At 72.7% G+C, this 22,301-nt stretch carries 15 protein-coding genes; 8 read left to right on the top strand and 7 right to left on the bottom strand.

Annotated elements, in window-relative coordinates:
• Positions 1-6 precede the first annotated feature (6 nt).
• From ACZ4LX_RS16335 to ACZ4LX_RS16365, 7 genes are all read left to right on the top strand, one after another.
• On the top strand, positions 7-1,359 hold the full coding sequence (locus tag ACZ4LX_RS16335) for a vWA domain-containing protein (protein WP_467644501.1): 1,353 nt from the start codon (positions 7-9) through the stop codon (positions 1,357-1,359).
• 108 nt (positions 1,360-1,467) lie between these two features.
• Entirely contained in the window at positions 1,468-2,937 is a 1,470-nt protein-coding gene (locus tag ACZ4LX_RS16340; RefSeq protein ID WP_467644504.1) for an FHA domain-containing protein, read from the top strand.
• A 213-nt stretch (positions 2,938-3,150) separates the two neighbouring features.
• The gene (locus ACZ4LX_RS16345) at positions 3,151-3,555 is read left to right on the top strand and encodes a globin (protein WP_467644507.1); all 405 of its coding nucleotides are present in this window, start codon (positions 3,151-3,153) and stop codon (positions 3,553-3,555) included.
• Between the two features lie 168 nt (positions 3,556-3,723).
• Complete coding sequence (locus ACZ4LX_RS16350) at positions 3,724-7,044, top strand: FtsX-like permease family protein (protein ID WP_467644509.1); 3,321 nt, start codon at positions 3,724-3,726, stop codon at positions 7,042-7,044.
• Position 7,045: 1 nt separating this feature from the next.
• Positions 7,046-9,859 (top strand): ABC transporter permease, encoded by a 2,814-nt coding sequence (locus ACZ4LX_RS16355; protein ID WP_467644513.1) that lies wholly within the window; start codon positions 7,046-7,048, stop codon positions 9,857-9,859.
• Positions 9,856-10,824 (top strand): ABC transporter ATP-binding protein, encoded by a 969-nt coding sequence (locus ACZ4LX_RS16360; protein WP_467644515.1) that lies wholly within the window; start codon positions 9,856-9,858, stop codon positions 10,822-10,824. The genes ACZ4LX_RS16355 and ACZ4LX_RS16360 overlap by 4 nt, the downstream gene beginning before the upstream one ends.
• A gap of 98 nt (positions 10,825-10,922) precedes the next feature.
• Positions 10,923-11,972, top strand: coding sequence for a DUF2804 domain-containing protein (locus tag ACZ4LX_RS16365; RefSeq protein WP_467644517.1), 1,050 nt, complete (start codon positions 10,923-10,925; stop codon positions 11,970-11,972).
• A gap of 43 nt (positions 11,973-12,015) precedes the next feature.
• Here the strand turns inward: ACZ4LX_RS16365 and ACZ4LX_RS16370 are convergent, their stop codons facing one another.
• Genes ACZ4LX_RS16370 through ettA form a run of 3 tightly spaced genes read right to left on the bottom strand, consistent with a single transcriptional unit; the run spans position 12,016 to position 14,788 of the window.
• Positions 12,016-12,699: a DUF8010 domain-containing protein gene (locus ACZ4LX_RS16370; protein ID WP_467644522.1), complete on the bottom strand. Its 684-nt coding sequence runs from the start codon at positions 12,697-12,699 to the stop codon at positions 12,016-12,018.
• Complete coding sequence (locus tag ACZ4LX_RS16375) at positions 12,696-13,118, bottom strand: acyl-CoA thioesterase (RefSeq protein ID WP_207317066.1); 423 nt, start codon at positions 13,116-13,118, stop codon at positions 12,696-12,698. Before ACZ4LX_RS16375 ends, ACZ4LX_RS16370 begins: the two co-directional genes overlap by 4 nt.
• Before the next feature lie 5 nt (positions 13,119-13,123).
• The gene (gene ettA, locus ACZ4LX_RS16380) at positions 13,124-14,788 is read right to left on the bottom strand and encodes an energy-dependent translational throttle protein EttA (RefSeq protein WP_467644528.1); all 1,665 of its coding nucleotides are present in this window, start codon (positions 14,786-14,788) and stop codon (positions 13,124-13,126) included.
• Between the two features lie 224 nt (positions 14,789-15,012).
• On the opposite strand from ettA, the gene ACZ4LX_RS16385 reads away from it, so the two are divergent.
• Entirely contained in the window at positions 15,013-15,849 is an 837-nt protein-coding gene (locus ACZ4LX_RS16385) for a hypothetical protein (protein WP_467644530.1), read from the top strand.
• 253 nt (positions 15,850-16,102) lie between these two features.
• On the opposite strand, the gene ACZ4LX_RS16390 is transcribed toward ACZ4LX_RS16385, so the two are convergent.
• From ACZ4LX_RS16390 to ACZ4LX_RS16405, 4 genes are all read right to left on the bottom strand, one after another.
• Positions 16,103-17,554: a Cys-Gln thioester bond-forming surface protein gene (locus ACZ4LX_RS16390; protein WP_467644533.1), complete on the bottom strand. Its 1,452-nt coding sequence runs from the start codon at positions 17,552-17,554 to the stop codon at positions 16,103-16,105.
• 234 nt (positions 17,555-17,788) lie between these two features.
• Positions 17,789-18,367, bottom strand: coding sequence for a single-stranded DNA-binding protein (locus ACZ4LX_RS16395; RefSeq protein WP_467644535.1), 579 nt, complete (start codon positions 18,365-18,367; stop codon positions 17,789-17,791).
• A gap of 103 nt (positions 18,368-18,470) precedes the next feature.
• Positions 18,471-20,642 carry a YfjP family GTPase gene (locus ACZ4LX_RS16400; RefSeq protein WP_467644538.1) on the bottom strand — a complete coding sequence of 724 codons (2,172 nt, stop codon included), beginning with the start codon at positions 20,640-20,642 and terminating at the stop codon, positions 18,471-18,473.
• A complete protein-coding gene (locus tag ACZ4LX_RS16405) occupies positions 20,639-22,291 on the bottom strand; it encodes a dynamin family protein (protein WP_467644615.1) in 1,653 nt (550 codons plus the stop codon). Before ACZ4LX_RS16405 ends, ACZ4LX_RS16400 begins: the two co-directional genes overlap by 4 nt.
• Positions 22,292-22,301 lie beyond the last annotated feature (10 nt).

Genomic DNA, 22,301 nt, shown 5'->3' on the forward strand with positions numbered 1-22,301 from the left:
GATCAGATGGCCAACTTCTCCAAGTCGAACGTGCCGCAGTTCTCCGTCGAGGTGTATCAGAACGAATATCTGCCCGAGGGCGGCCGTGAGGTCAACGGCATCGTCACGGTCACCTCGACCGGGGGCGGCACCACCGGTGGCGTGCCGCTGACGGGTGCGCAGCCCTCGCACCTGACGGGCGGCGCGGCGAACGCGGCCGTGGTGATCATGGTGGACTGCTCGGGTTCGATGGACTACCCGCCGACGAAGATGCGCAACGCGCGCGACGCGACGGCGGCGGCCATCGACACCTTGCGCGACGGCACGTCCTTCGCCGTCGTGGGCGGTACGCACGTGGCCAGGGAGGTCTACCCGGGCAACGGGCAGCTCGCCGTCGCCGACGCGCGGACCAGGACCCAGGCGAAGGAGGCCCTGCGCCGGCTCGGCGCGGGCGGCGGTACGGCGATCGGGACCTGGCTGCGGCTGGCCGACCGGCTGCTCGGCGCCGCCCAGGTGGAGATCCGGCACGGAATCCTGCTGACGGACGGGCGCAACGAGCACGAGGCCCCGGAGGATCTGCGGGCCGCGCTCGACGCGTGCGCGGGCCGGTTCACCTGTGACGCCCGAGGGGTGGGCACCGACTGGGAGGTGAAAGAGGTCACAGCGATCGCCTCCGCACTGCTCGGAACGGCCGATATCGTCGCCGATCCGTCGGGGCTGGCCGCGGACTTCACGCAGATGATGGAGAACGCGATGGGCAAGGAGGTCGCGGACGTCGCGCTGCGGCTCTGGACCCCGGTCGGTGTGGAGATCAAGTTCGTGAAGCAGGTCGCGCCGACGGTCGCCGACCTGACCGGCCGCCGCACCGAGGCGGGTCCGCGCGCCGGGGACTACCCCACCGGCTCCTGGGGCGACGAGTCCCGTGACTACCACGTGTGTGTGCAGGTGCCTGAGGCCGGAATCGGCCAGGAGATGCTGGCGGCCCGTGTCTCGCTGATCCTCCCCGACCCGGCGGGCGGGGCACCCCAGACCCTTTCGCAGGGGCTGGTGCGGGCGGTGTGGACGGACGACATGGCGGCGTCGACCTCGATCAATCCGCAGGTCGCGCACTACACGGGTCAGGCCGAACTGGCACAAGTCATCCAGCAGGGTCTCGATGCGCGCAAGTCGGGAGACTTCGACGGCGCGACGGCCAAACTCGGCCGGGCGGTGCAGTTGGCATCGGCGTCCGGGAACGAGGACACTGCGAAGCTGCTTTCGAAGGTGGTAGACGTCGTGGACGCCGCGACCGGTACTGTGCGACTGAAGGCGAAGGTCGCGGAAGCGGACGAGATGACACTCGAAACGCGGTCCACGAAGACGGTTCGCGTCAAGAAGTAACCACATATCCACACTGACGAGCCGCCCGACCGGCAAGGTCCGCCGGGCGGCCGCGCAAGAAAAAATGACGGCCCCCGGGGCCGGACGAGGAGAGGGGGAAGCGCCGACATGCCGACATGCCCGAACGGACACCAGTCGGGTTCCGAGGACTGGTGCGAGGTCTGCGGCCACCGCATGGCCGGGCCGGGCGCGCCCGCAGGCGCCGTTCCCCCGCCGCCTCCCCCGCCTCCGGCGGCCGGCTACGGATATCCGCAGGGCTCCGGCCCCGACGCGACCCAGCAGGCCGAGCTCTGCCCCCAGTGCCGCACCCCGCGGGAGTCCATGGCTCCGTTCTGCGAGGAGTGCCGCTGGAACTTCCTCACGAACACCGCGACGTCGTACACGCCGCTGGCACCGCAGCACGGCGTCCCGGGCGGTCCCGGCGGCCCGGTCCCCGGTCTCAATCTGCCGCCGGGCTTCCAGGTCCAGCCGCCGGGCCCGCCGCAGCCGCGCGAGCCCCACGATCCGTTCGAGTACCAGGGCTCGCGCCCCTCCCAGGTGAACCGCTCGGCCGAACCGCTCTCCACGGGCCCCGGCCAGGGCGGCCCTCCGGGACCGGGCCAGCAGCCCCCTCACCCGTTCCAGCAGCAGGGGCCTCCGCCGCCGTTCCAGCAGCAGGGCGGTCCTCCGGGTTTCCCGCAGGGCCAGCAGCACGCCCAGCAGGAGAACTCGCCGCAGGGCTCTCCCCCGCCGCCGTTCCAGCAACAGGGACATCAGGGGCCTCCGCCGCCTCCGTTCCAGCAGCAGGGCGGTCCGCAGGGACCTCCGCCGCCCCCGTTCCAGCAGCAGGGCAGTCCGCAGGGACCTCCGCCGCCCCCGTTCCAGCAGCAGGGCAGTCCGCAGGGGCCGCCCCCGCCCCCGTTCCAGCAGCAGGGCGCGCCGCCCGCGTTCCAGCAGACGGCGCCCCCGGTCGTCGAGCAGCCCGGACCGCCCGCCCCGCCGCGGGCGCCCAGGACCGGTGGTGGTGACGACTGGCTGCTGTCGCCGCCCTCGCAGGCCCAGGGTCCGCAGACGCCGCTGCGGCAGCCGCCGTATCCGGGCCAGGACCAGGGACAGGGCGAGGGCCAGGGACCCGGTCCGGTTCCGGGTCCCGGTCAGGGCCAGGGCCCCGGTCCGGGGCAGGCTGCGCAGTCCGTGAACTGGACCGCGGTCATCGCGCCCGACCGTGAGTACTTCCTGGCGATGATGCAGCGCAGCGGCCCCGAGGCCACCGGACTCAACCTCCCGGCGTACTCACCGGAGCAGCAGCTGCCGCTCGTCGGCAACCAGGTCACCATCGGCCGCCGCCGGCACAGCACGGGCGAGTCCCCCGACATCGACCTGTCGGTGCCGCCGGAGGACCCGGGCGTCTCGCACCAGCACGCGGTGCTGGTGCAGCAGCCGGACAGCAGCTGGGCCGTCGTCGACCAGAACTCGACGAACGGCACCACGCTCAACGGTGCCGAGGAACCGATCCAGCCCTACGTCCCCGTACCGCTCCAGGACGGCGACCAGGTGCACGTCGGGGCATGGACGACGATCACGATCCGCCGGGACTGACCGCACACAGCGGCCGGCTGCCGGGCCCGGTCGCGGAAGCGGCAGTCGTCGCATCCGCGACCGGGCCCGCCGGTTGTCGCACCCTCGGCCGGACACGGCGGTTGTCCGCCGGTCGCGCCCGCTCGCGGGCGCGACCGTCCGTGCCGGAGGGCGATGGCGCGATCCGTACCCCGGGCCCCCTCGTCCGGCCGGCGCGTCTGCGACCATGGACGGGTGACTGAGAACCCGCGCGACACGCTGCAGGAGCAGACCTTCTACGAGCTGGTCGGCGGCGAGGAGACCTTCCGGCGCCTGGTCCACCGCTTCTACCAGGGCGTGGCCGGGGACCCGCTGCTGAGGCCGATGTACCCGGAGGAGGATCTGGGTCCGGCCGAGGACCGGTTCGCGCTGTTCCTGATGCAGTACTGGGGTGGTCCCCGCACCTACAGCGACGAGCGCGGACACCCCCGGCTGCGGATGCGGCACGCACCGTTCCGGGTGGACCGCGCGGCGCACGACGCCTGGCTGAGCCATATGCGGGTGGCGCTGGACGAACTCGGGCTGGCCCCGGAGCACGACCGGCAGCTGTGGGACTACCTCACCTACGCGGCTGCCTCGATGGTGAACACCGAGGGCTGATCTCCGATCGGATGTGTGTCGATATCCGGCACTCCCTGGCCGGATATCGATCACAATCCCATCAAGGTGTACCCCTAACCGGTATCCAGCAGCAGTTGCCTTCTGAAAGCATCCGAAACGGCGTGCCGGGGGCGATGAGCGCGCCGCGAGAGGTGACTAGGGGGCCAGGTGACGGGGTTCGTCCTTCTGCGGGTGAGGGCTCACCGGCTCCTTCTCGCCGCAGCCGTCCTGGCCGTCCTTCTGACCACCTCGGTCCTGGCCGCCCTCACCGCCTTCTCCGGGTCCATCGGTGATGCCGCGCTGCGTCACACCCTGACCCACCGGTCCGCCGCACCCGCCTCTCTCGTCATGTCCGCGCAGGTGGAGCGCGACCGGCGGGCCGCCGCCGACGCGTCGGCGCGCCGGACCGCCCACGACACGTTCGACGGGCTCCCGGTGACCGTACGGAAACTGGAGTCGTCCGGGCCGTACGCGCTGCCGCGCAGCCTTCAGGATCCCGCCGCCCGCCGGGGCGATCCCGACCTCACCCACTTCGCCTCCCTGGACCGCGGCCGGATCCGGCTCACCGAGGGCCGCCCGCCCGTCGCCGGCGCGGGCAAGGCCGGAGCCCCCGTCCAGGTCGCCCTCCCCACCACGGCCGCCGACACCCTCGGGCTGAAGCCCGGGGCCCGGCTGAAGCTCACCGACCGGCTCGGCGGCGCGCCCGTACAGATCCTGGTCACCGGCCTCTACCGGGCCGCTGACCAGTCCGATCCGTACTGGCAGCTGGACGCGCTCGCGGGGCGCGGCGTCCGCAAGGTCGTCTTCACGACGTACGGCCCGCTGCTCACCGACCCGGCCGTGCTCGGCTCCGGCCGGATCAGTTCCGGCGAGATGTCCTGGCTGGCCAGCGCCGACTTCCGTACGGTCACCACGGACCGCATGGCCGCACTGCACGACGCGGCGACCACCGGGCCCAAGGCCCTGCTCGCGACCGCGGAGTTCAAGGACGGGGCCACCGCGCAGACCTCGCTGCCCACCGTGCTCGGACAGATCGACCGGGCTCTGCTGGTCTCGCGCTCGACGCTGACGATCGTGGCGGTGCAGCTGGTCCTGCTCGCCGGGTACGCCCTGCTCCTGGTGGCACGGCTGCTCAGCAGCGAGCGCGGCGGCGAGACCGAACTGCTGCGGGCACGCGGCGGATCGCGTGCCCGGATCACCTCGCTCGCGGCCGTCGAGGCGCTGCTGCTCGCCCTGCCGGCCGCCGTCGTCGCCCCGCTGCTCTCCGGACCGCTGACCCGGCTCCTGGCGGACCGCAGCGAACTCTCCCGGATCGGGCTGCGGCTCGACGACGGTGTCACCGGCCAGGTGTGGCTGATCGCGGGCGTCACCGCGCTGGCCTGCGCGCTCGCGGTCGTGGCCCCGGCGCTGGCCGCCAGCGCCGGAGGCCGGCGCTCCACCCGTTCCGCCGCGCTGCCCGCACCGGTGCGGGCGGGCGCGGACCTCGCTCTGCTGGTGATCGCGGCGGTCGCGTACTGGCAGCTGGACCGGCAGACGCAGGGCTCGGGCGGCGGCGCGCTCAGCGGCGACCGCGAGGGCGAACTCGGTATCGACCCGCTGCTGGTGGCCGCGCCCGCGCTGGCCCTGCTCGCCGGAACCGTACTGACGCTGCGTCTGCTGCCGCCCGCCGCCAGGCTCGCGGAACGCCGGGCGGCGGGCGGCCGGGGACTGGCGACGGCGCTGGCGGGCTGGCAGTTCAGCCGCCGCCCGCTGCGCGGGGCCGGCCCGGTGCTGCTGCTGGTGCTCGCGGTGGCGATGGGGATGCTGGCGATCGGGCAGAGCGCGTCCTGGAACCGTTCGCAGCACGATCAGGCCGACTTCAGGTCCGGTGCGTCGGTACGCATGACGGGCGCGGTCAACGCGGACCCGGCGAGGTCCGGCGCGTTCGTGAAACTGCCCGGCGTACGGGACGCGGCGCCCGCCTTCCGCGCGTCGGTGGACCTCTCCGACGAACGCACCGCCGAGGTACTGGCGCTGGACACCGCCCACGCCGACGAGCGGCTGCTGATGCGCGACGACCTCGGCGACGGGGCCGTGGACGGGCTGTTCGACACGCTCGCCCCGCCGAGGACGGCCCGCGCCGGACTGCAGCTGCCCAAGAACAGCACGCGGCTCCGCTTCGACGTACGGATCTCCGCACCGGCCGCGCCCGGCAAGGCCTCGCCGTCCGGTATGGGGCCGCTGGTCACCGTGGGTCTCGAGGACCGCTACGGCATCCCGTACCAGGTCGTCGTGGGCTCCGTGCCCGTCGACGGCAAGGCGCACCCGGTCTCGGTCGACGTGGCCGCCGCCGGTGAGCTGGCCGTCACCGGGATCGAGCTGGACGGCAAGCAGCCCGTCGGCCGGAGCGAGTCGCACCGGCTCGCCGTGACCGGCCTGCGGACTGTCGGGCCGGGCGGCGCCGAACAGCCGGTCCCGGTCCCGGACGGCTTCCGCTGGCAGGCTGCGGTCACCGCGGACGCCTTCGGTGAGGTGCGACCCGGGGCGGACGTCCGTCCGACCGCCTCGGCCGCGACCCCGCTGGGCCTCGACTACGCCACGGGATCCGTCACGGCCGAGGACGCGGTGTGGTCGGTGCCGGAACTCAACGTGCGGATCACCGCGGCCCGCGCCAAGGCACCGGCCCTGAACGCCGTGGCCACGGACGCCTATCTGAAGGCGACCGGGGCGAAGCGGGGGCAGGACATCGACGTCACGCTGGCCGGCGAGACGGTCCGGGTGAGGATCGCCCGGACCGTGCACCGGCTGCCGACCACCGGACCCGGCTCCGGCTCCTCCGCCTCCACCGGGGAATCGCAGCGGGCGCGGGACGGCGGGGCGCTGCTCCTCGATCTCCGCTCCCTGGCCCAGGTCTTCGCCGAACGCCCGAACGCCCGGCTCACCGCCACCGAGTGGTGGCTCAGCACCGAACCGGGCCGGGCCCCCGAGGTCGCCGCCGCGCTCCGCGCACGGCCCGACACCGACCCCGTGCAGGTCCAGGTCCGCGACGAGGTCGCCGAGGACCTGATCAGCGACCCGCTGGGGGCCGGTCCGCAGTCCGCGCTGCTCGCGGTGGCGGTCATCGCCGCCGCGCTGGCCGCGGTCGGCTTCGCGGTGGCCTCGGTCGGCTCGCAGCGCGAGCGTTCCGCCGAGTTCGCCGTACTTCGGGCCCTGGGCACCCCCCACCGCAGGCTCGCCCGGATGACCGCCGCCGAACAGGGCGTACTGATCACGATCGGGCTGCTGGCCGGGGCCGTGCTCGGAGCCCTGCTCACCCGGGCCGTCGTGCCGCTGATCGTGCTGACCGGACAGGCCGCCCAGCCGGTGCCGCCGGTGCTGGTACAGCTCCCGGCCGGACAGGTGGCCGCGCTGCTGGCCGGAGTGGCGGCGCTGCCGCTGCTCATCGTCGCGGCCCTCACACTGCGCCGCGCCGACCCGGCGATCTCGCTGCGCACCCAGGGGGACAACTGACATGAGCCCGGATACGAGAACCCCCCGCGCCGCGACCGCCTGCGCCCCCTGGGTACGCACCCGGCTGCGGACCGCCCCCGGCGCCGCCTGCGCGTTCGCCCTCCTCGTGGTGATGACGGCCTTCCTCGCCGCGGCCTTCCCCCGGGCCGTCGACAACTACGAGAACAAGGGGCTGCGCCACGACCTCGGCCATGTCGAACCCACCCGCAGCGTCCTGGAACTGAGCGGTCCCCAGCCCGGCCTGGAACTGCCCGTGGCCGCCCGCGAGTCCGCGGTGCGCGAGGCCACCATGGCCTCCGTGCAGCGCGGCATCCTGGCCGGACTCCCCGATCCGGTGCGTGCCGACACCTCCCAGTCCGCGTACGGGGTCCGCACCTCGGAGCCGGTCCGGGCGACCGAACCGTGGTTCCCCCGCCCGTACGGCCTCGACCCCGCGCTGACATACGTCACCCAGTCCGCGCTGCCCGGCCACTCCACCCTGCGCGCGGGCAAGTGGCCCGCCGTCCGGGGCGAGGTGTCCCTCACGACCCGCGAGGTAGAGGCCGCCGTCACCGAGGAGACCGCGAAGGCCCTGCGGATCAAGCCCGGTGCGACCGTCGCGGTACCGACGCGTGGCGGTGAGCGGCTGACGGTACGGATCACCGGCATCGTCACCCCGCGGGACCCCGAGGGCTCCTACTGGTCGGCCGAAACCCTGCTCCGTACCCCGTCCCTGGTCGCCCAGCCCACCAAGGAGACGCCGCGCTACTACTGGATCGCCGCGCTGCTGCTCCCGCCGGACGCCGCGCCCGCCCTGCTCGCCACCACCGGCCAGCCCGAGCTGTACTGGCGGATCGCGCCGGACGGAACGCGGCTCACCGCGCTCGACGTGCCCCGGCTGCGGACCGCGGTGGCCTCCCTGGAGGGCGGCCCGGAGCTGCTGAAGATGCGCCAGGTCGCCGGTGCCACGGCCACGGTGACGACCGACCTGGACGAGGTGCTGGCGGGCTTCGACGGTATGCGTTCCGCGATCCAGCCGGTCGTCACGGTCGCCGCCGTCGGCATCGGGGCCGTCGCCGCCATCGTGCTGCTGATGACGGGCGGCCTGATGGCGGGCCGCCGCCACGCCGAACTGGCCCTGCTGCGGGCGCGCGGCGGGTCCCTCCCCGGGATCGGGGGCCGGCTGCTGGCCGAGACCGCGGTGACCGCCGTGCCGGCCGGGGCGCTGGGCCTGCTGCTCGCGGTCCTGGCGGTCGGTGAGGCGAGGCTGTGGCCCGCCGCGGCCGGTGCCGCCGCCGTCGTCGTCCTCGTCTGCGCCGCGCTCCCGCTGCGCACGGCGCTGCTGCACCGCACCCCGCAACTGCACGGCGGCCGCGACGACCTGGTGTCCGCCCGCCCGTCCCGGCGGCGTACCGTCGCCGAACTCACCCTGCTGGTCCTGGCCGTCGGCGCCGTCACCGCGCTGCGCCGACGTGGTACGGACGGTGCCGGCGGCACCGACCTGCTGATCAGCGCGGCCCCCGTGCTGGTCGGGCTGATCGCCGCCGTGATCCTCGTCCGGCTCTACCCGCTGCCGCTGCGGCTCGCCCTGCGCTCCGTGTCCCGGCTGCGCGGCGCGGTCGGCTTCCTCTCGCTGGCCCGCGCCGGGCGCACATCCGCCGCCGGCACGCTGCCGCTGCTCGCCCTGCTGGTCGCGCTGACGACGGCGGCGTTCGGCGGTTCGGTGCTCGCCGGGGTCGCGGACGCCCGGGACGGAGCGGCGGTGCGCGCCGTCGGCGCCGACGCCCGCGTCAGCGGCCGGGCCGATTCCGTACCCCTGCCGGACCGTCTGGTCCGCGCGGTGCGGGAGACGGACGGGGTACGGGACGTGGCGCAGGTCCAGATCGAATACGGGGTCGCCCTGCCGGCGCCCGAGAGCGGATCCGAGGACGCCAAGGGGGCCACCCTGATCGGTGTCGCCCCGGTCACCTACGCCCGGCTGTCCCGCTCCACCGGCATCGGCGCCTTCTCCGCCGACCGGCTGAAGGCGACCGGGCCCGCGACACCCGAGGGCACGCTGCCGTCGAAGGACCGGGTGCTGCCGGTCCTCGTCTCGCCGTCCGTCGCCGAACGGCTCGGCGAGCGGCCGCGCGATCTCCAGTCACTGGCCGGAGACTTCAAGATCCGGGTGGCGGGCACGGTCACCGGTACCCCGGCCGTGGACACCACCTCGTTCATCATCGTGAACTCCGCCTCGCTCACCCACCGGCAGACGACCGCGCTGCTGCTCACCGGCGACCGGCTCGACGCGGACGCGCTGCGCACGGCGGCCGGGCACACGGGCGAGGAGATCAGCGTGCAGACGCGCGCCGAGGAGCGTGCCACGTACATCGACACCCCCATGCAGTCGGGAGCCGAGCGGATCTACCTGGCGGCGATCGCGGCCGGGGCCGGGTACGCCCTGCTCGCCGTCCTCCTCTCGCTGCTGCAGACCGCCCCGGAACGCGCCACCCTGCTGGCACGGCTGCGCACCATGGGCCTCACCTCGCGGCAGGGCGGCCGCCTCCTCGGCTTCGAGGCGATGCCGCAGGCGCTGCTTGCTGCCGGGGGCGGGCTCCTCGTCGGCTGGGCGACCATCGCGCTGCTGTCACCGGGCATCGATCTGGTACGCCTCGCACTCGCGGCCGGCTCCGGCTCCGGCCTGCTGGACACCGCACCGCTGCGGACCGATCCGTGGTCGCTGGCCCTGCCGGCGGTGGGCGTGATCGTCCTCACCGCGCTGGTGGCCGGTGCGCAGGCCTGGTGGGCAGGCCGCCGTGGATCGATCACCGAACTCAGGGCAGGAGACTCCCGATGACGACGCCGTCGACCGATTCCACACTGGCGGAGCTCGAACAGCGGGCCACCGCCCGCCGGGACCGGCCCTCCTACGGGCATGACGCACTGATCGCCTGCGACCGGCTGGTGCGGATCTTCACCACGGACGGAGTGGAGGTGCAGGCCCTTCAGGGCCTCGATCTCCTGGTCGCCGAGGGCGAGTTGCTGGCCCTGGTCGGCGCGTCCGGCAGCGGCAAGTCGACGCTGATGAACATCCTGGCGGGCCTGGACGAACCCACGGCGGGGGCGGCGAAGGTGGCGGGCTGCGACCTGCTCTCCATGGGGCAGAAGGAACGGCTCCGCTACCGCCGGGACGTCGTCGGCTTCGTCTGGCAGCAGACCTCCCGCAACCTGCTCCCCTATCTGACCGCGATCCAGAACGTCACCCTGCCGATGCAGCTGCGCGGCCGGGGCCGCAATCGCGAACGCGTCGCGCGCGCCGAGTCGTTGCTGAAGATGCTGGAGGTGGCCGACTGCCGCGACCGGCGCCCACGGCAGATGTCGGGCGGTCAGCAGCAGCGGGTGGCGATCGCGGTCTCGCTGGCCAACTCGCCCTCGGTGCTGCTCGCCGACGAACCCACCGGGGAGCTGGACTCGGCCACCGGTGAACAGGTCTTCGCCGCCTTCCGCCGCGCGAACGAGGAGCTCGGCACGACGATCGTGATCGTCACGCACGACCAGGCGGTCGCGGACGAGGTCCGCCGCACGGTGGCCATCCGCGACGGCCGCACCTCCTTCGAGGTGCTGCGCCGCACCGAGGTCGACGCGGCGACGGGCCAGGAGTCCCAGGTGGCCCGCGAGTACGCGATGCTCGACCGGGCGGGCCGGCTCCAGCTGCCCTCGGACTACACGGAGGCGCTGGGCATGGAGCACCGCGTGATGCTGGAGCTGGAGCAGGACCACATCGGCGTGTGGCCGGACGGGCAGGAGCCCAAGCCCGAGTAGACGGCGGCCGGGTCCGCCGAAGGTCCCCAGGTCAGCCCCCAGCCCCGTACCCGTACCGGCCCCAGCCCCGGACTCGGCCCCGGTCATAGGATCGCCGCATGACGACGCCCGAACGCGAGATCACCGAACCGGTCGACCTCTGCCTGCCCGACGGCAGTCTGAACCCGGCCTCGGTCGGCTGGTCGCGGACACCGCTCCACCGCGCCAATCTGCGCGGCTGGGGCCGTACCAAGCGCTGGGAGTACTGGTGCGTCACGACGCCCACCCACCTGGTGGCACTGACCGTCAGTGACCTCGACTTCCTCGCCCTGAACACCGTCTACCTGCTCGAATACGCACCGGGCGGCCTCGAACTCGAACGTACCGCGATCATCCCCGGGGGCTTCGGCGTCGAGCTCCCCGACACCGTCGCGGGCGCGCCCGGCTCCAGTGACGTGGTGGTCGGGCCCGAGCGTCCGTCGAGCGGCAAGGTGCGCGTCGAGATCCGCGACGAGAACGCCGGAACCCGGCTGAGGGCCCGCTGCCTGACCCCGGACCGGATTCCGCTGGAGGTCGATCTGCTGGTCGCCCGGCCTCCGGAGCACGAGTCGCTGTCGGTCGTCGTCCCGTGGAGCGGGCGGCGCTTCCAGTACACCTCCAAGCACACCGCGCTCCCCGCGTCCGGCCGGGTCAGGATCGGCGGCGAGTTCCTCGATTTCGACGGGCCCGACACCTGGGCCGTCCTGGACCACGGCCGGGGCCGCTGGCCGCGCACGGTCGACTGGAACTGGGGCGCCGCCTCCGGACGCACCGACGGCCACACCGTGGGCCTCCAGTTCGGCGGACGCTGGACGGCGGGCACCGGCTCGACGGAGAACGGGCTCTGTGTGGACGGCCGGCTCACCAAGATCGGGGAGGAGCTGGACTGGCGGTGGTCGACGACCGACTTCCTCGCGCCCTGGACCATCCGTACGCCCTCGTCCGACCAGGTCGACCTGACGTTCACCCCGTTCCACAACCGGTCGACCCGCACGGAGACCGGCCTGATCGACAACCGCACGGACCAGTGCTTCGGGTACTACGACGGGCGGGTCCGTACGGACGACGGCACGGAGATCGTGGTGGAACGCCTGCTGGGCTGGGCCGAGGACGTCCACATGCGCTGGTGACGCGCCTTCTTGGGGGCGCCGCCTGCTTACTGCTTGAGGGGCCCTACCCGCTCACGGAGACGGCGAGCGTCCCTAGGCCGCCCGCCGCACCCGCCCGCCGCAGGGCGATGGCCCCGTAGGGGGTACGCAGCCGCAGCCACGCACCCGTGGCCAGCAGGGCCACGGGGAAGTCCGGCGCCGCCCGCAGGAAACCGAGAGCCTGCGCCGCGTGCACGGCGCGCAGCGGAAGCTCCGTGGTGCCGACGGTCCGCGACCAGATGTCACGCCCGATGAGATCCCGCTCCGCCCGCGTACGCCGGTCCTCGGGCAGGGCGGCGTCGCGGGCACGGAACTCGGCGACGGCCTCGGTCAGCGCCGCGCGCAAGGCGACGGGTCCGGGCAGCCCCGGCCGCTCCTGCCAGCCGCCGCGCGGCGGCAGCACACCGGTCCAGGGCGGGCCCGTGACCGGTGCGGGGACGGCACCGCTGCCGGTCGACTCCTCCAGGGTCTCCAGGAGTTCGCCGGCCGACACCGTGGCATCGAAGGCGTACGGATCCGCCAGCCGCACGGCCCGGATCGCCAGGACCTCGAACGACGGCGGCCGTCCGAACACGGCGAGCGCACCGCCGCCGGCCTGCAACCGGACGGCCGCGGCACGGTCGTAGTGGAGCAGCCGGCCGAGGAAGGCCGCGAGATCCGCGGCCTCCCTGGCGTCGGCGAACTGCAAGGACTGCACGGGCACGGTCATGCCGCCGCGGGCTCCTCGGCCAGGTACTTCTGGAGGAAGAGCTTCTCCTCCGCGGAGATCCGCCGGGGGCGCTCCTCGGCCAGGTCGTACGGGACGACGATGGTCGACGCCCGTACGTACACCTGCTCCGGGTCCTTGATCTCGTACGCGATCGTGAGCGACGCGGCACCGATCTTCGTGACCCACGACTCGACGGTCACCGGTGAGTGCCGGTGGACCAGCGGGCGCACGTAGTCGATCTCGTGCCGGGCCACGACGGAACCGCCCGCGAAGGACGGCGAGCCGTCCCCCGGCGCCAGCCGGAACATGAAGTCGATGCGCGCCTCCTCCAGGTAGCGGAGGAAGACCACGTTGTTGACGTGGCCGAAGGCATCCATGTCCGACCAGCGCAGCGGGCAGCTGTAGATGTGACGTGCCAAGACGATCAGCCTCGCGTGAGCTTCTTGTACGTGGCACGGTGCGGGCGGGCCGCGTCCGCGCCGAGACGCTCGACCTTGTTCTTCTCGTACGACTCGAAGTTGCCCTCGAACCAGTACCACTTGGACTCGCCCTCGTACGCGAGGATGTGCGTGGCGACTCGGTCCAGGAACCAGCGGTCGTGGGAGATGACCACGGCCGCACCGGGGAACTCCAGCAGCGCGTTCTCGAGCGAGGACAGGGTCTCGACGTCGAGGTCGTTGGTGGGCTCGTCGAGGAGCAGCAGGTTGCCGCCCTCCTTCAGCGTCAGCGCCAGGTTGAGGCGGTTGCGCTCACCACCGGAGAGCACGCCGGCCGGCTTCTGCTGGTCCGGGCCCTTGAAGCCGAACGCGGAGACGTACGCCCGCGACGGCATCTCGACCTGGCCGACGTTGATGTAGTCCAGCTCGTCCGAGACGACCGCCCACAGGGTCTTCTTCGGGTCGATGTTGGCGCGGGACTGGTCGACGTAACTGATCTTGACCGTGTCGCCGACCTTGATGGTGCCGGCGTCCGGCGTCTCCAGGCCCTGGATCATCTTGAACAGCGTGGTCTTGCCCGCGCCGTTCGGACCGATGATGCCGACGATGCCGTTGCGCGGCAGCGTGAACGACAGGTCGTCGATGAGGACCTTGTCGCCGAAGGCCTTCGAGAGGTGCTCGACCTCGACGACGATGGAACCGAGCCGCGGGCCCGGCGGAATCTGGATCTCCTCGAAGTCCAGCTTCCGCATCTTGTCCGCCTCGGCCGCCATCTCCTCGTACCGGGCGAGACGCGCCTTGGACTTGGTCTGGCGCCCCTTGGCGTTCGACCGCACCCACTCCAGCTCTTCCTTGAGCCGCTTCTGCCGCTTCTCGTCCTTGCGGCCCTCGACCTTGAGGCGGGTGGCCTTCTTCTCCAGGTACGTGGAGTAGTTACCCTCGTAGGGGATGGCGCGGCCCCGGTCGAGTTCGAGGATCCACTCGGCGACGTTGTTCAGGAAGTACCGGTCGTGGGTGACGGCGACCACGGCGCCCGCGTACTTCGAGAGGTGCTGCTCCAGCCAGTTCACCGACTCGGCGTCGAGGTGGTTGGTGGGCTCGTCGAGGAGCAGCAGATCGGGCGCCTCGATGAGGAGCTTGCAGAGCGCGACGCGGCGCTTCTCACCACCGGACAGGTTGACGACGGGCCAGTCGCCGGGCGGGCAGCCCAGCGCGTCCATGGCCTGCTCCAGCTGAGCGTCCAGGTCCCACGCGTTGGCGTGGTCCAGGTCCTCCTGGAGCTTGCCCATCTCGTCCATGAGGGCGTCCGAGTAGTCGGTCGCCATGAGCTCGGCGACCTCGTTGAAGCGCTTGAGCTTGCCCATGATCTCGGCGGCGCCGTCCTGGACGTTCTCCAGAACGGTCTTCGACTCGTCGAGGTGGGGCTCCTGCATGAGGATGCCGACGCTGAACCCGGGAGACAGGAAGGCATCGCCGTTGGACGGCTGCTCCAGGCCGGCCATGATCTTCAGCACCGTGGACTTACCGGCACCGTTGGGACCCACCACACCGATCTTCGCGCCGGGCAGGAAGCTCAGCGTCACGTCGTCAAGGATGACCTTGTCGCCGTGTGCCTTGCGCGTCTTGCGCATCGTGTAGATGTACTCAGCCAAGAGAAACCGTCCGGCAATCGATGAGTGGGCAGATACACCCCATCTTGCCTGACGTCCATCCCCGGATGGAAACCCGTACCGGTGCGTGGGCCTGAGCTGGGGATTCCGGCCGGCCCCGGTTGTCGCAGGCGACGCCGAGCACGAACGTCCGCCCCTTCGCGGCCCTGCGGGCGAGATCGAGTCGCATAAGGGGTAAATAGCCACCAAAGGGCTAGGGTCGCGAAGTGAGCCGAATCGAGAGGACCGCCGAGGGTGCGGGGCCGTTCACCACACGGCTGACCTGGCGTCTCAGCGATGGGGGCACCGCGGTCTGGGAGTCGCGGCGGGCCCGTAAGCGCGGACTGCTCGCCGTGCGGGCCGCAGGCGAGTCCGAACTCCGCTCCCGGAAGGCGGACAGCACGTCGGTCGGGCGTCTTCGCAGACTGAATGCCGTCGCGGCGGGTGCGTTCACGGTCGGTGGAGGTCTGTTCGCCGCCGGGGCCTCGGTGGCTCAGTTCGGTACGGGGCAGGCGACGGGGGCCTGGATCTACTTCGCCGGCGGCCTGTTCTTCAACACGGGCGGCTACGCGTCACTGCTCCAAGCGGTCAACGCCCCACGCCAGGACAGCGGAACCGGGGCTCTCGCCACTCGGCGCTGGAGATGGTGGAGCTACGAGCCCGGCCGGATCGACTGGCTGAGCACCTTCGTCCTGTTCGTCGGCACGCTTGTATTCGGCATCGACCTGCTGAGCTCCCTGTTGCAGGGGCTTTCTGCGCGGCAGGCGAACACGCTGGTCTGGGCTCCGGACATGGTCGGGTGCGTCCTGTTTCTCATCTCGGGGCATCTCGCCCTGGTCGAGGTCTGCCACGGCCGCCCGGGGATCCGTGCACATGATCTCGGCTGGTGGATCGTCGCCGTCAGCCAACTCGGGTCCGCCCTCTTCCTGGGAGCCGCACTGGCCGACTTCACCCGCCCCGCGACAGGAAGCCCGGTGAACATCGACATCGCCAACTGGGGCACCCTCACCGGAGCACTCTGCTTCGCCGTCGGAGGACTGCTCCAGTACTTCGAGCGCCCTTGATTCCCGTCTCGCGCTTCCGTCGCGCGGCTTCCGTCGCGCGGGCAGCGCGCTCCCGGTCGACAGGGGCGCGAAGCCCCGGATCGGCGAGGGCACCGGGCCCCGGGCCCCGGATCGGCGGTGCGCGAAAGGTCCCGGCCCGCAGCACGCGAAGGCCCCGGTACGGGCGAAATCGTACCGGGGCCTTGTTCAACGCGTCGTGACCGTGCTCAGCGCGTGGTGACCGTGCGCCTGTTGTTCGTCACTCGGCCGTGCGTCACTCGCTTGCGGACTGGCCCTTGCGCCGGCGGAGGAAGAAGACCGAGCCGCCGCCGATGACGACCAGGGCGATCGCGATGCCCGCGATGACCGGGGTGGCGCTGGAGCTGCCGGTCTCGGCCAGGTTGCCCTCGGCGCCGGACGCGCTGCCGCCCGCCGTTGCGGTGGCCGGGGTGGGCTGCTCGGCGTCCTGCGTGGTGAGGCCGTCGTCGCCGCCGCTGCCCGTGGTCAGGCAGTCCAGCACGCCCTTGAACGTGCGGGTGAAGCCGTCGGGGCCGGTGACCGTGAAGTCGTACGCCTGGTCCTCGGCGACCGGCACGGTCACCGTCTCGGACTTCCCGGGCTCGACGGTGTGCTCCGCCCCGGCCAGGTCGAAGGTGAACGCCTCGTCGCCCTTGTTGCTCGCGGTGACGTCCACGCCGCCCTTGGCGCAGTTCTTCTTCGCGGTGACCGCCGGGATCGCACCCTTGCCGGCCCAGGTCGCGGTGGCACTCGCGGAGACCGTCGACTCACTGGAGCCGGCCAGGATCTGGGTCTGGCTCTTGGTGGCACCGGCGAAGGCCCGGCCGACGGGGACCGAGGTGGTGGCCTGGACGGTCAGGGCGGCGGAGCCGTCGGCGGCGCCTGCCGGGATGTCGAAGTAGAGCTGGGAGCCGTTGACGGCCGTGGTGACGGCCTTGCCGTCCTTGTCCGTGATCTTGATGCCGCTGGCGGAGTCGGCGGGCGGGGCCACGGAGACCTGTCCGGCGTTGGTACGGACGGTCACGGGACCGACGCGCTCACCGGAGCGGCCGGACACCGCGACCGGGTCCAGGGCGAGGGACGCACTGGGTTCGGCGGTGTCGGTCGCGGACTTCTGCAGCCAGTCGGCGAGCTTCTCCGCCTGGTCGTCGGACGCGGTCACATCGGCGTTGTCCGAGTAGCGCCAGATCGCGACCTGGGTTCCGGCCGCCGCGGTCCGCTCGGTCAGCGGGCCCGTGCCGGCTTCCTCGGCAAGCGCCTGGAGGTTGTTGATCTTCGGGTAGGAGTGCTCCAGGATCCAGCGGATCTTGCCGGCGTTCTTGTTCGTGCCGAGCGAGGTCTGGTTCCAGGGGGTCTCCAGGTACTTCGCCTGGTCCTGGGTGGGGTTGTGGATGTCGATGCAGTACGTCTGGAACTTGCCGCCGCCGTCGACCGTCATCTCGAAGAGGCCGGCAGGCAGCTTCTGATTCTTGCCGTTCGCGCGGAGGACCGCGGTGTCGAACGTCTTCAGCCCGTCCAGCGTCGCGGTCGCTCCCCCCTGATGCAGGGGCGCCTCGTCAGCGGCTGCGCCGCCCGCGCCGGTGAGGACGCCGGCGACGACCAGGCCGGATGCCACCACCGCGGCAGCCAGCCGGGCTATACCGCGGGTTCGTCGAGAATTGGCCGCCGTCATGGATGACGAGGCGGTCGCTGAAGAAGCAGAAAACACAGAATTCCCCTCCGGGCGAGACCCTCGCGTCCGTTACGCGTGTGGGGAATGTCCCGCCAGCCGACTCAAGTGCCCTGTGAGTACTGGGGAATCCTAAGTACCGAGCGAAGCAGAGTCCCCCGTCATACCGTCCGACAACCATTCCGAATCGGAATCGTTATCCCCGGTAACGTCCCGACGGTGGGAAGGACTCGGGCCGGAATGCGCTCATCACCACCTCCGACGGGTGGGCCGTCAGGGCACCGACGCCAGTTCCGGATCAGCCTTCTGACGCACCGTCCGCCGCCTGGTGACGGGGCGTTGCGGCCGTTCGGACGCTTTCGGAACACGTTCCGCATCCCGTGGTTCCGCGCGGTCCGCAGGCTGCTCCCGCTCCGCCGGGCGGTCCCGCACGGCCCACCGGTCCGGCTCACCCGCCTCCCGGCCGCCGGTTCGCGCGACCAGCCCCGGATCTCCCCTGACCACGCGCCGGAACGCCGAAGTCCCCCGGGTCAGGTCGTGTCCCACCGCCACCGCCTCGATGTCCACGAACGTCCGGCGCTGCCCCTCCCGTTCCTCCTCGCGCACCTTGAGCCTGCCGTGCACCACCAAAGGCTCGCCCACCGCCACCGAACCCGACAGGTTCGACGCGAGGCCGCGCCAGGCCCACACGGTGTAGAAGCTGGTGTGCCCGTCCGCCCAGAGCTGCTTCTCCCGGTCCCACCGCCGCGGTGTCACCGCGAACCGGAATCGCGCCATTCCCCCGCTCGCGGTCTCCCGGAACTCCACACCGGTCGCCGCGTTCCCCACCAGCGTCACCAAGGTCTCGTTCATGACTCCGCCTCCCCTTCGGTCCGGATTTCAGTGACCGCGCTATGACGCCCGGTCACTGATCCCATACTGAAGGGGAAGCGGAATTCCTGCTGAGGCCTGTGGACTAACGGCCCGTTGTGGAAAACTCCGTCACCGCCACGAAGCGCTCCCGCACCTCCCGGTAGCGCACCAGCTCCGCCGCCACCGGATCGAGCACCCGCGCCCGCCCGCATGCGGCCGCTGCCTCGCGCAGCCGTCGCTCGGCCTCCTGGCCATACCGTCGCGCGGGCCCCCTGGCCGCCGCCGCGCACGACCACTCCACCAACGGGCCGCCGATGATGCCCGCCAGCATCACCAGCGCGGGCGTCAGCAACCCCGGTTGCAGTACGCCGATGATCTGGCCCGCCAGCCACAGACCGCCAAAGATCTGAAGCAGTGTCATCGCCACCTGTGCCAGCACGGCGGCCGGCCACCAGGCCGGCCGCGGGGGCTTCACGCTCCCTCGCCCGCCGCGCTCCTGGCCCGCGCCACCCCGCGCACCACCCACACCGCCCCGCACGCCGGCCGCACCGCCCGCACCATCGCCCACGTTCGCGCCCCGGCCCCGCGCCTCCGCGCCCCGGCCCCGCGTCTCCGCGCCCCGGCCCTGCTCATCCGCGTCCCGGCCCCGCGCCTCCGCGTCCCGGCCCCGCGTCTCCGAGGCGGCCCGGCCCTCCGCATCCGTGGCCCGTCCGGCCAGCTCGTCGAGCGCCTCGGGCAGCCCCTGCGCTCCGTGCACCGCGGCCTCGCGCACTGCCTGCGCCCAGGGTGCGGGCAGCCCGTCGGCGGCGCCGTCGGCCACCGTGCGCACCGCCTGCTCGACCCGTTGGCGCGCGGTGAGGTTTTCCTCGGGCGGCGCGGCGAGTGCGCCCCGGTCCGCGCCGCCGGGCTGCCGAGTGGACTCGTACCAGCGCCACAGCCGCAGCCACGGCGTGCCGCACGCCCGTCCGGCGTTGCGGCGCCATTCACGTTCGGCGGCCTGTCCGGCGGCGGCGGCGCCCACGGCCTCCGCGAGCCGGTCGGCGAACTCCTCCCGGGCCCGCTCCCCCAGTCCCGGCCGCCCCTCGGCGACGTACACCGGGCGGAGCCTGGCCGCGGCGGCGTCCACATCAGCCGAGAGCCGGCGGGTGGCGGCCGTGCGGTCCTGGACGAAGCGGCCGAGCAGTTCACGCAGCTCGCCGACCCCTTCCCCGGTGAGCGCGGACAGGGGCAGGACGGTGGCACCGGGTTCGCCGTGTTCGCCCAGCGCCATGCCGTCCTCGTCCAGGAGCCTGCGCAGATCGTCCAGCACCTGGTCGGCGGCGTCTCCGGGCAGCCGGTCGACCTGGTTGAGAACCACGAAGGTGACCTCCGCGTGCCCGGCAAGGGGGCGCAGATAGCGCTCGTGCAGCGCAGCGTCGGCGTACTTCTCCGGGTCCACCACCCAGATCACCGCGTCAACCAGCGCGAGCACCCGGTCCACCTGGTCGCGGTGGCCGCGCGCCGCCGAGTCGTGGTCGGGCAGGTCGACCAGGACCAGGCCCTGGAGCGCTTCCTCCGCCGCAGCGGCGCCAACCTGTGGCCTGCGCCGGAGCCGCCCGGGGATCGCGAGCCGGTCGAGCAGCCCCGCGGCCCCGTCCGTCCAGGAACAGGCGAGAGGGGCGGAGGTGGTGGGCCTGCGGAGTCCGGTCTCGGAGATCTGCGCACCCGCGAGGGAGTTGAAGAGCGTCGACTTGCCGCTGCCACTCGCTCCGGCGATGGCGACGACGGTATGGCGGGAGGAGAGCCGCTGCCTGGCCGCTGCCTCGTCGAGTACGCGCCCCGCCTCGGCGAGGGCGGTCCGGTCGAGCCGGGCCCGGGAGAGGCCGACGAGTTCGCGCAGCGCGTCCAGGCGTGGACCGAGCGGGCTGCCGGAGGGGACGTACGCCTCGACCTGGGGCCGTCCGTCGTCCTCAGCCTCCGCATCCGCCACCGGAAGAGAGCCGGGCGCGGCCTTGCCGATGGCGGTGCCGGTGGCCGACCGACGGGCGATGAGCCCGTCGTCCCATTCGCGGGACGGCCTGTCCCGGTCATGACCTGGGTTCTCACCGGGGACGGCTTCGCCCTCCGGGCTCCGCTCGGGTGCCGGATCGGGGGCACGGGTCCGTCCCTGGCTCCGCCCCTGTCCCTGGCTCCGTCCCCGGTTCTCCCCCTGGTTCTGCCCCCGGTCCCCTGGCCGGTCCTCTCCCTGGTCCTGCCCCCGGCCCTGTCCCGGACCCTCGTCAGTGACGGCAGTCATCGCTGCCACCTCTCCTTCTGCAGTACGGACAGCGCGGCGATCAGTTCGGCCTGCGGTTCGGGGGCCACATCGAGCGCGTCCAGCGGGGCGAGCCGGCGGTCGCGTTCACCACCGAGCACCTGTTCGAGATAGGTGGTGAGCAGCGCGCCCCCCTTGTCGCGCAGCCGCAGGGCCCCCTGGACGCCGATGCGTTCGGCCAGTTGCTCTCCTGCGGTACGGGCCCGGCGTCCGCCGAGGAGCGCGGCGGCGAGGAGCGCGGTGACGGTCTCGGTGTCGGGCGCGGTGTTGCGCTCCATGAGCCGCGTCTCTTCCTCGGCAAGCTCCTCCAGGACCCGGCGCCACCGCCGTACGGTCATGGCGATCCGGCCGCCGATGTCCTCGGCGGGCCCCCAGCCGCCCGCCTCCCGGCCCGGCGCCTCGAAGCCGAGGACGGCCGCCGCGGGCTCGCGCCGCCAGGTCGAGCGGATCTGTTCGTCGGCGGCGGCCACCGCGCATTCCAGGAGCGCGGCGAGGGAGTCCACGAGTGCGTCGAGGACCTCCTGCGCGGTGCTGTAGAGCGGATAGCCGCGCCACCGGGTCCGGGCGTCGCCGGCGAGCGCCCCGCCGTTGCGGAGCCGCTTGCGGACCCGGGTGCCCTCCTTCCCGTACGCGTCCTCCACCACACCGGTCAGCCGGACGGCGGCGGCGTACTGCGCGGCGACGGCTCCGGCCAGGGCGGGCATCCGGACATCGAGGGAGTCGATGACTCCGGCCGCCGTCCGCCCGACCGCCTGCTGACGGGCCGCCGGGTCCTGCGCACGGTGGGTGAGCCAGGCGCGCAGCGGCGCGACGGCGGTGGTGGGCAGCAGTCCGCTGCCACCGCCGGCCGATTCGGGCAGTTCGGGGATGGTGAAGCGCGGCACTTCGCCGAGTCCGGCCTTGGTGAGCAAAGCGCCGTACTGCCGCGACACTTCGGTGATCACCTGGTGCGGTACCCGGTCGAGGACGGTGACGAGGGAGGCGTCGTACTCCTTGGCCGTACGCAGCAGATGCCACGGCACGGCGTCGGCGTAGCGGGACGCGGTGGTCACCATGACCCAGACGTCCGCCGCGCAGATGAGCTCGGCGGCCAGGACCCGGTTGCGTACGACGAGCGAGTCGATGTCGGGGGCGTCCAGCAGGGCGAGGCCCCTGGGCAGCCCTGCTGCGGTTTCGACGCGCAGCGCGGTCCCTTCCTCGGCCGCGTTCCCGTCGAGTCCTTCGAGGTCGTCGCACTGGCCGGGGTCGGCGGACTCCTCGGGCGGCAGCCAGACCCGGGTGAGCTGCGGCAGCACCCGGATTCCGGCGAACCAGTGGTGATCATCCGGATGGCAGACGAGCACCGGTGTGCGTGTGGTCGGCCGCAGCACCCCGGCCTCGCTGACCCGCCGTCCGACGAGCGAGTTGACGAGCGTCGACTTGCCCGCGCCGGTGGAACCTCCGATGACCGCGAGCAGGGGGGCCTCTGGGTCCTTGAGCCGGGGCAGCAGGTAGTCGTCGAGCTGGGCGAGCAGCTCGATCCTGGTCTGCCGGGCGCGCGGAGCTCCTGGGAGCGGGAGTGGGAGACGCACGGCAGCGACACGGTCGCGCAGGGCGGAAAGTGCGTCGATGAGCTGAGGCCGTACGTCCAAGGTCACCACA

Source organism: Streptomyces sp. NPDC026062 (assembly GCF_055568375.1).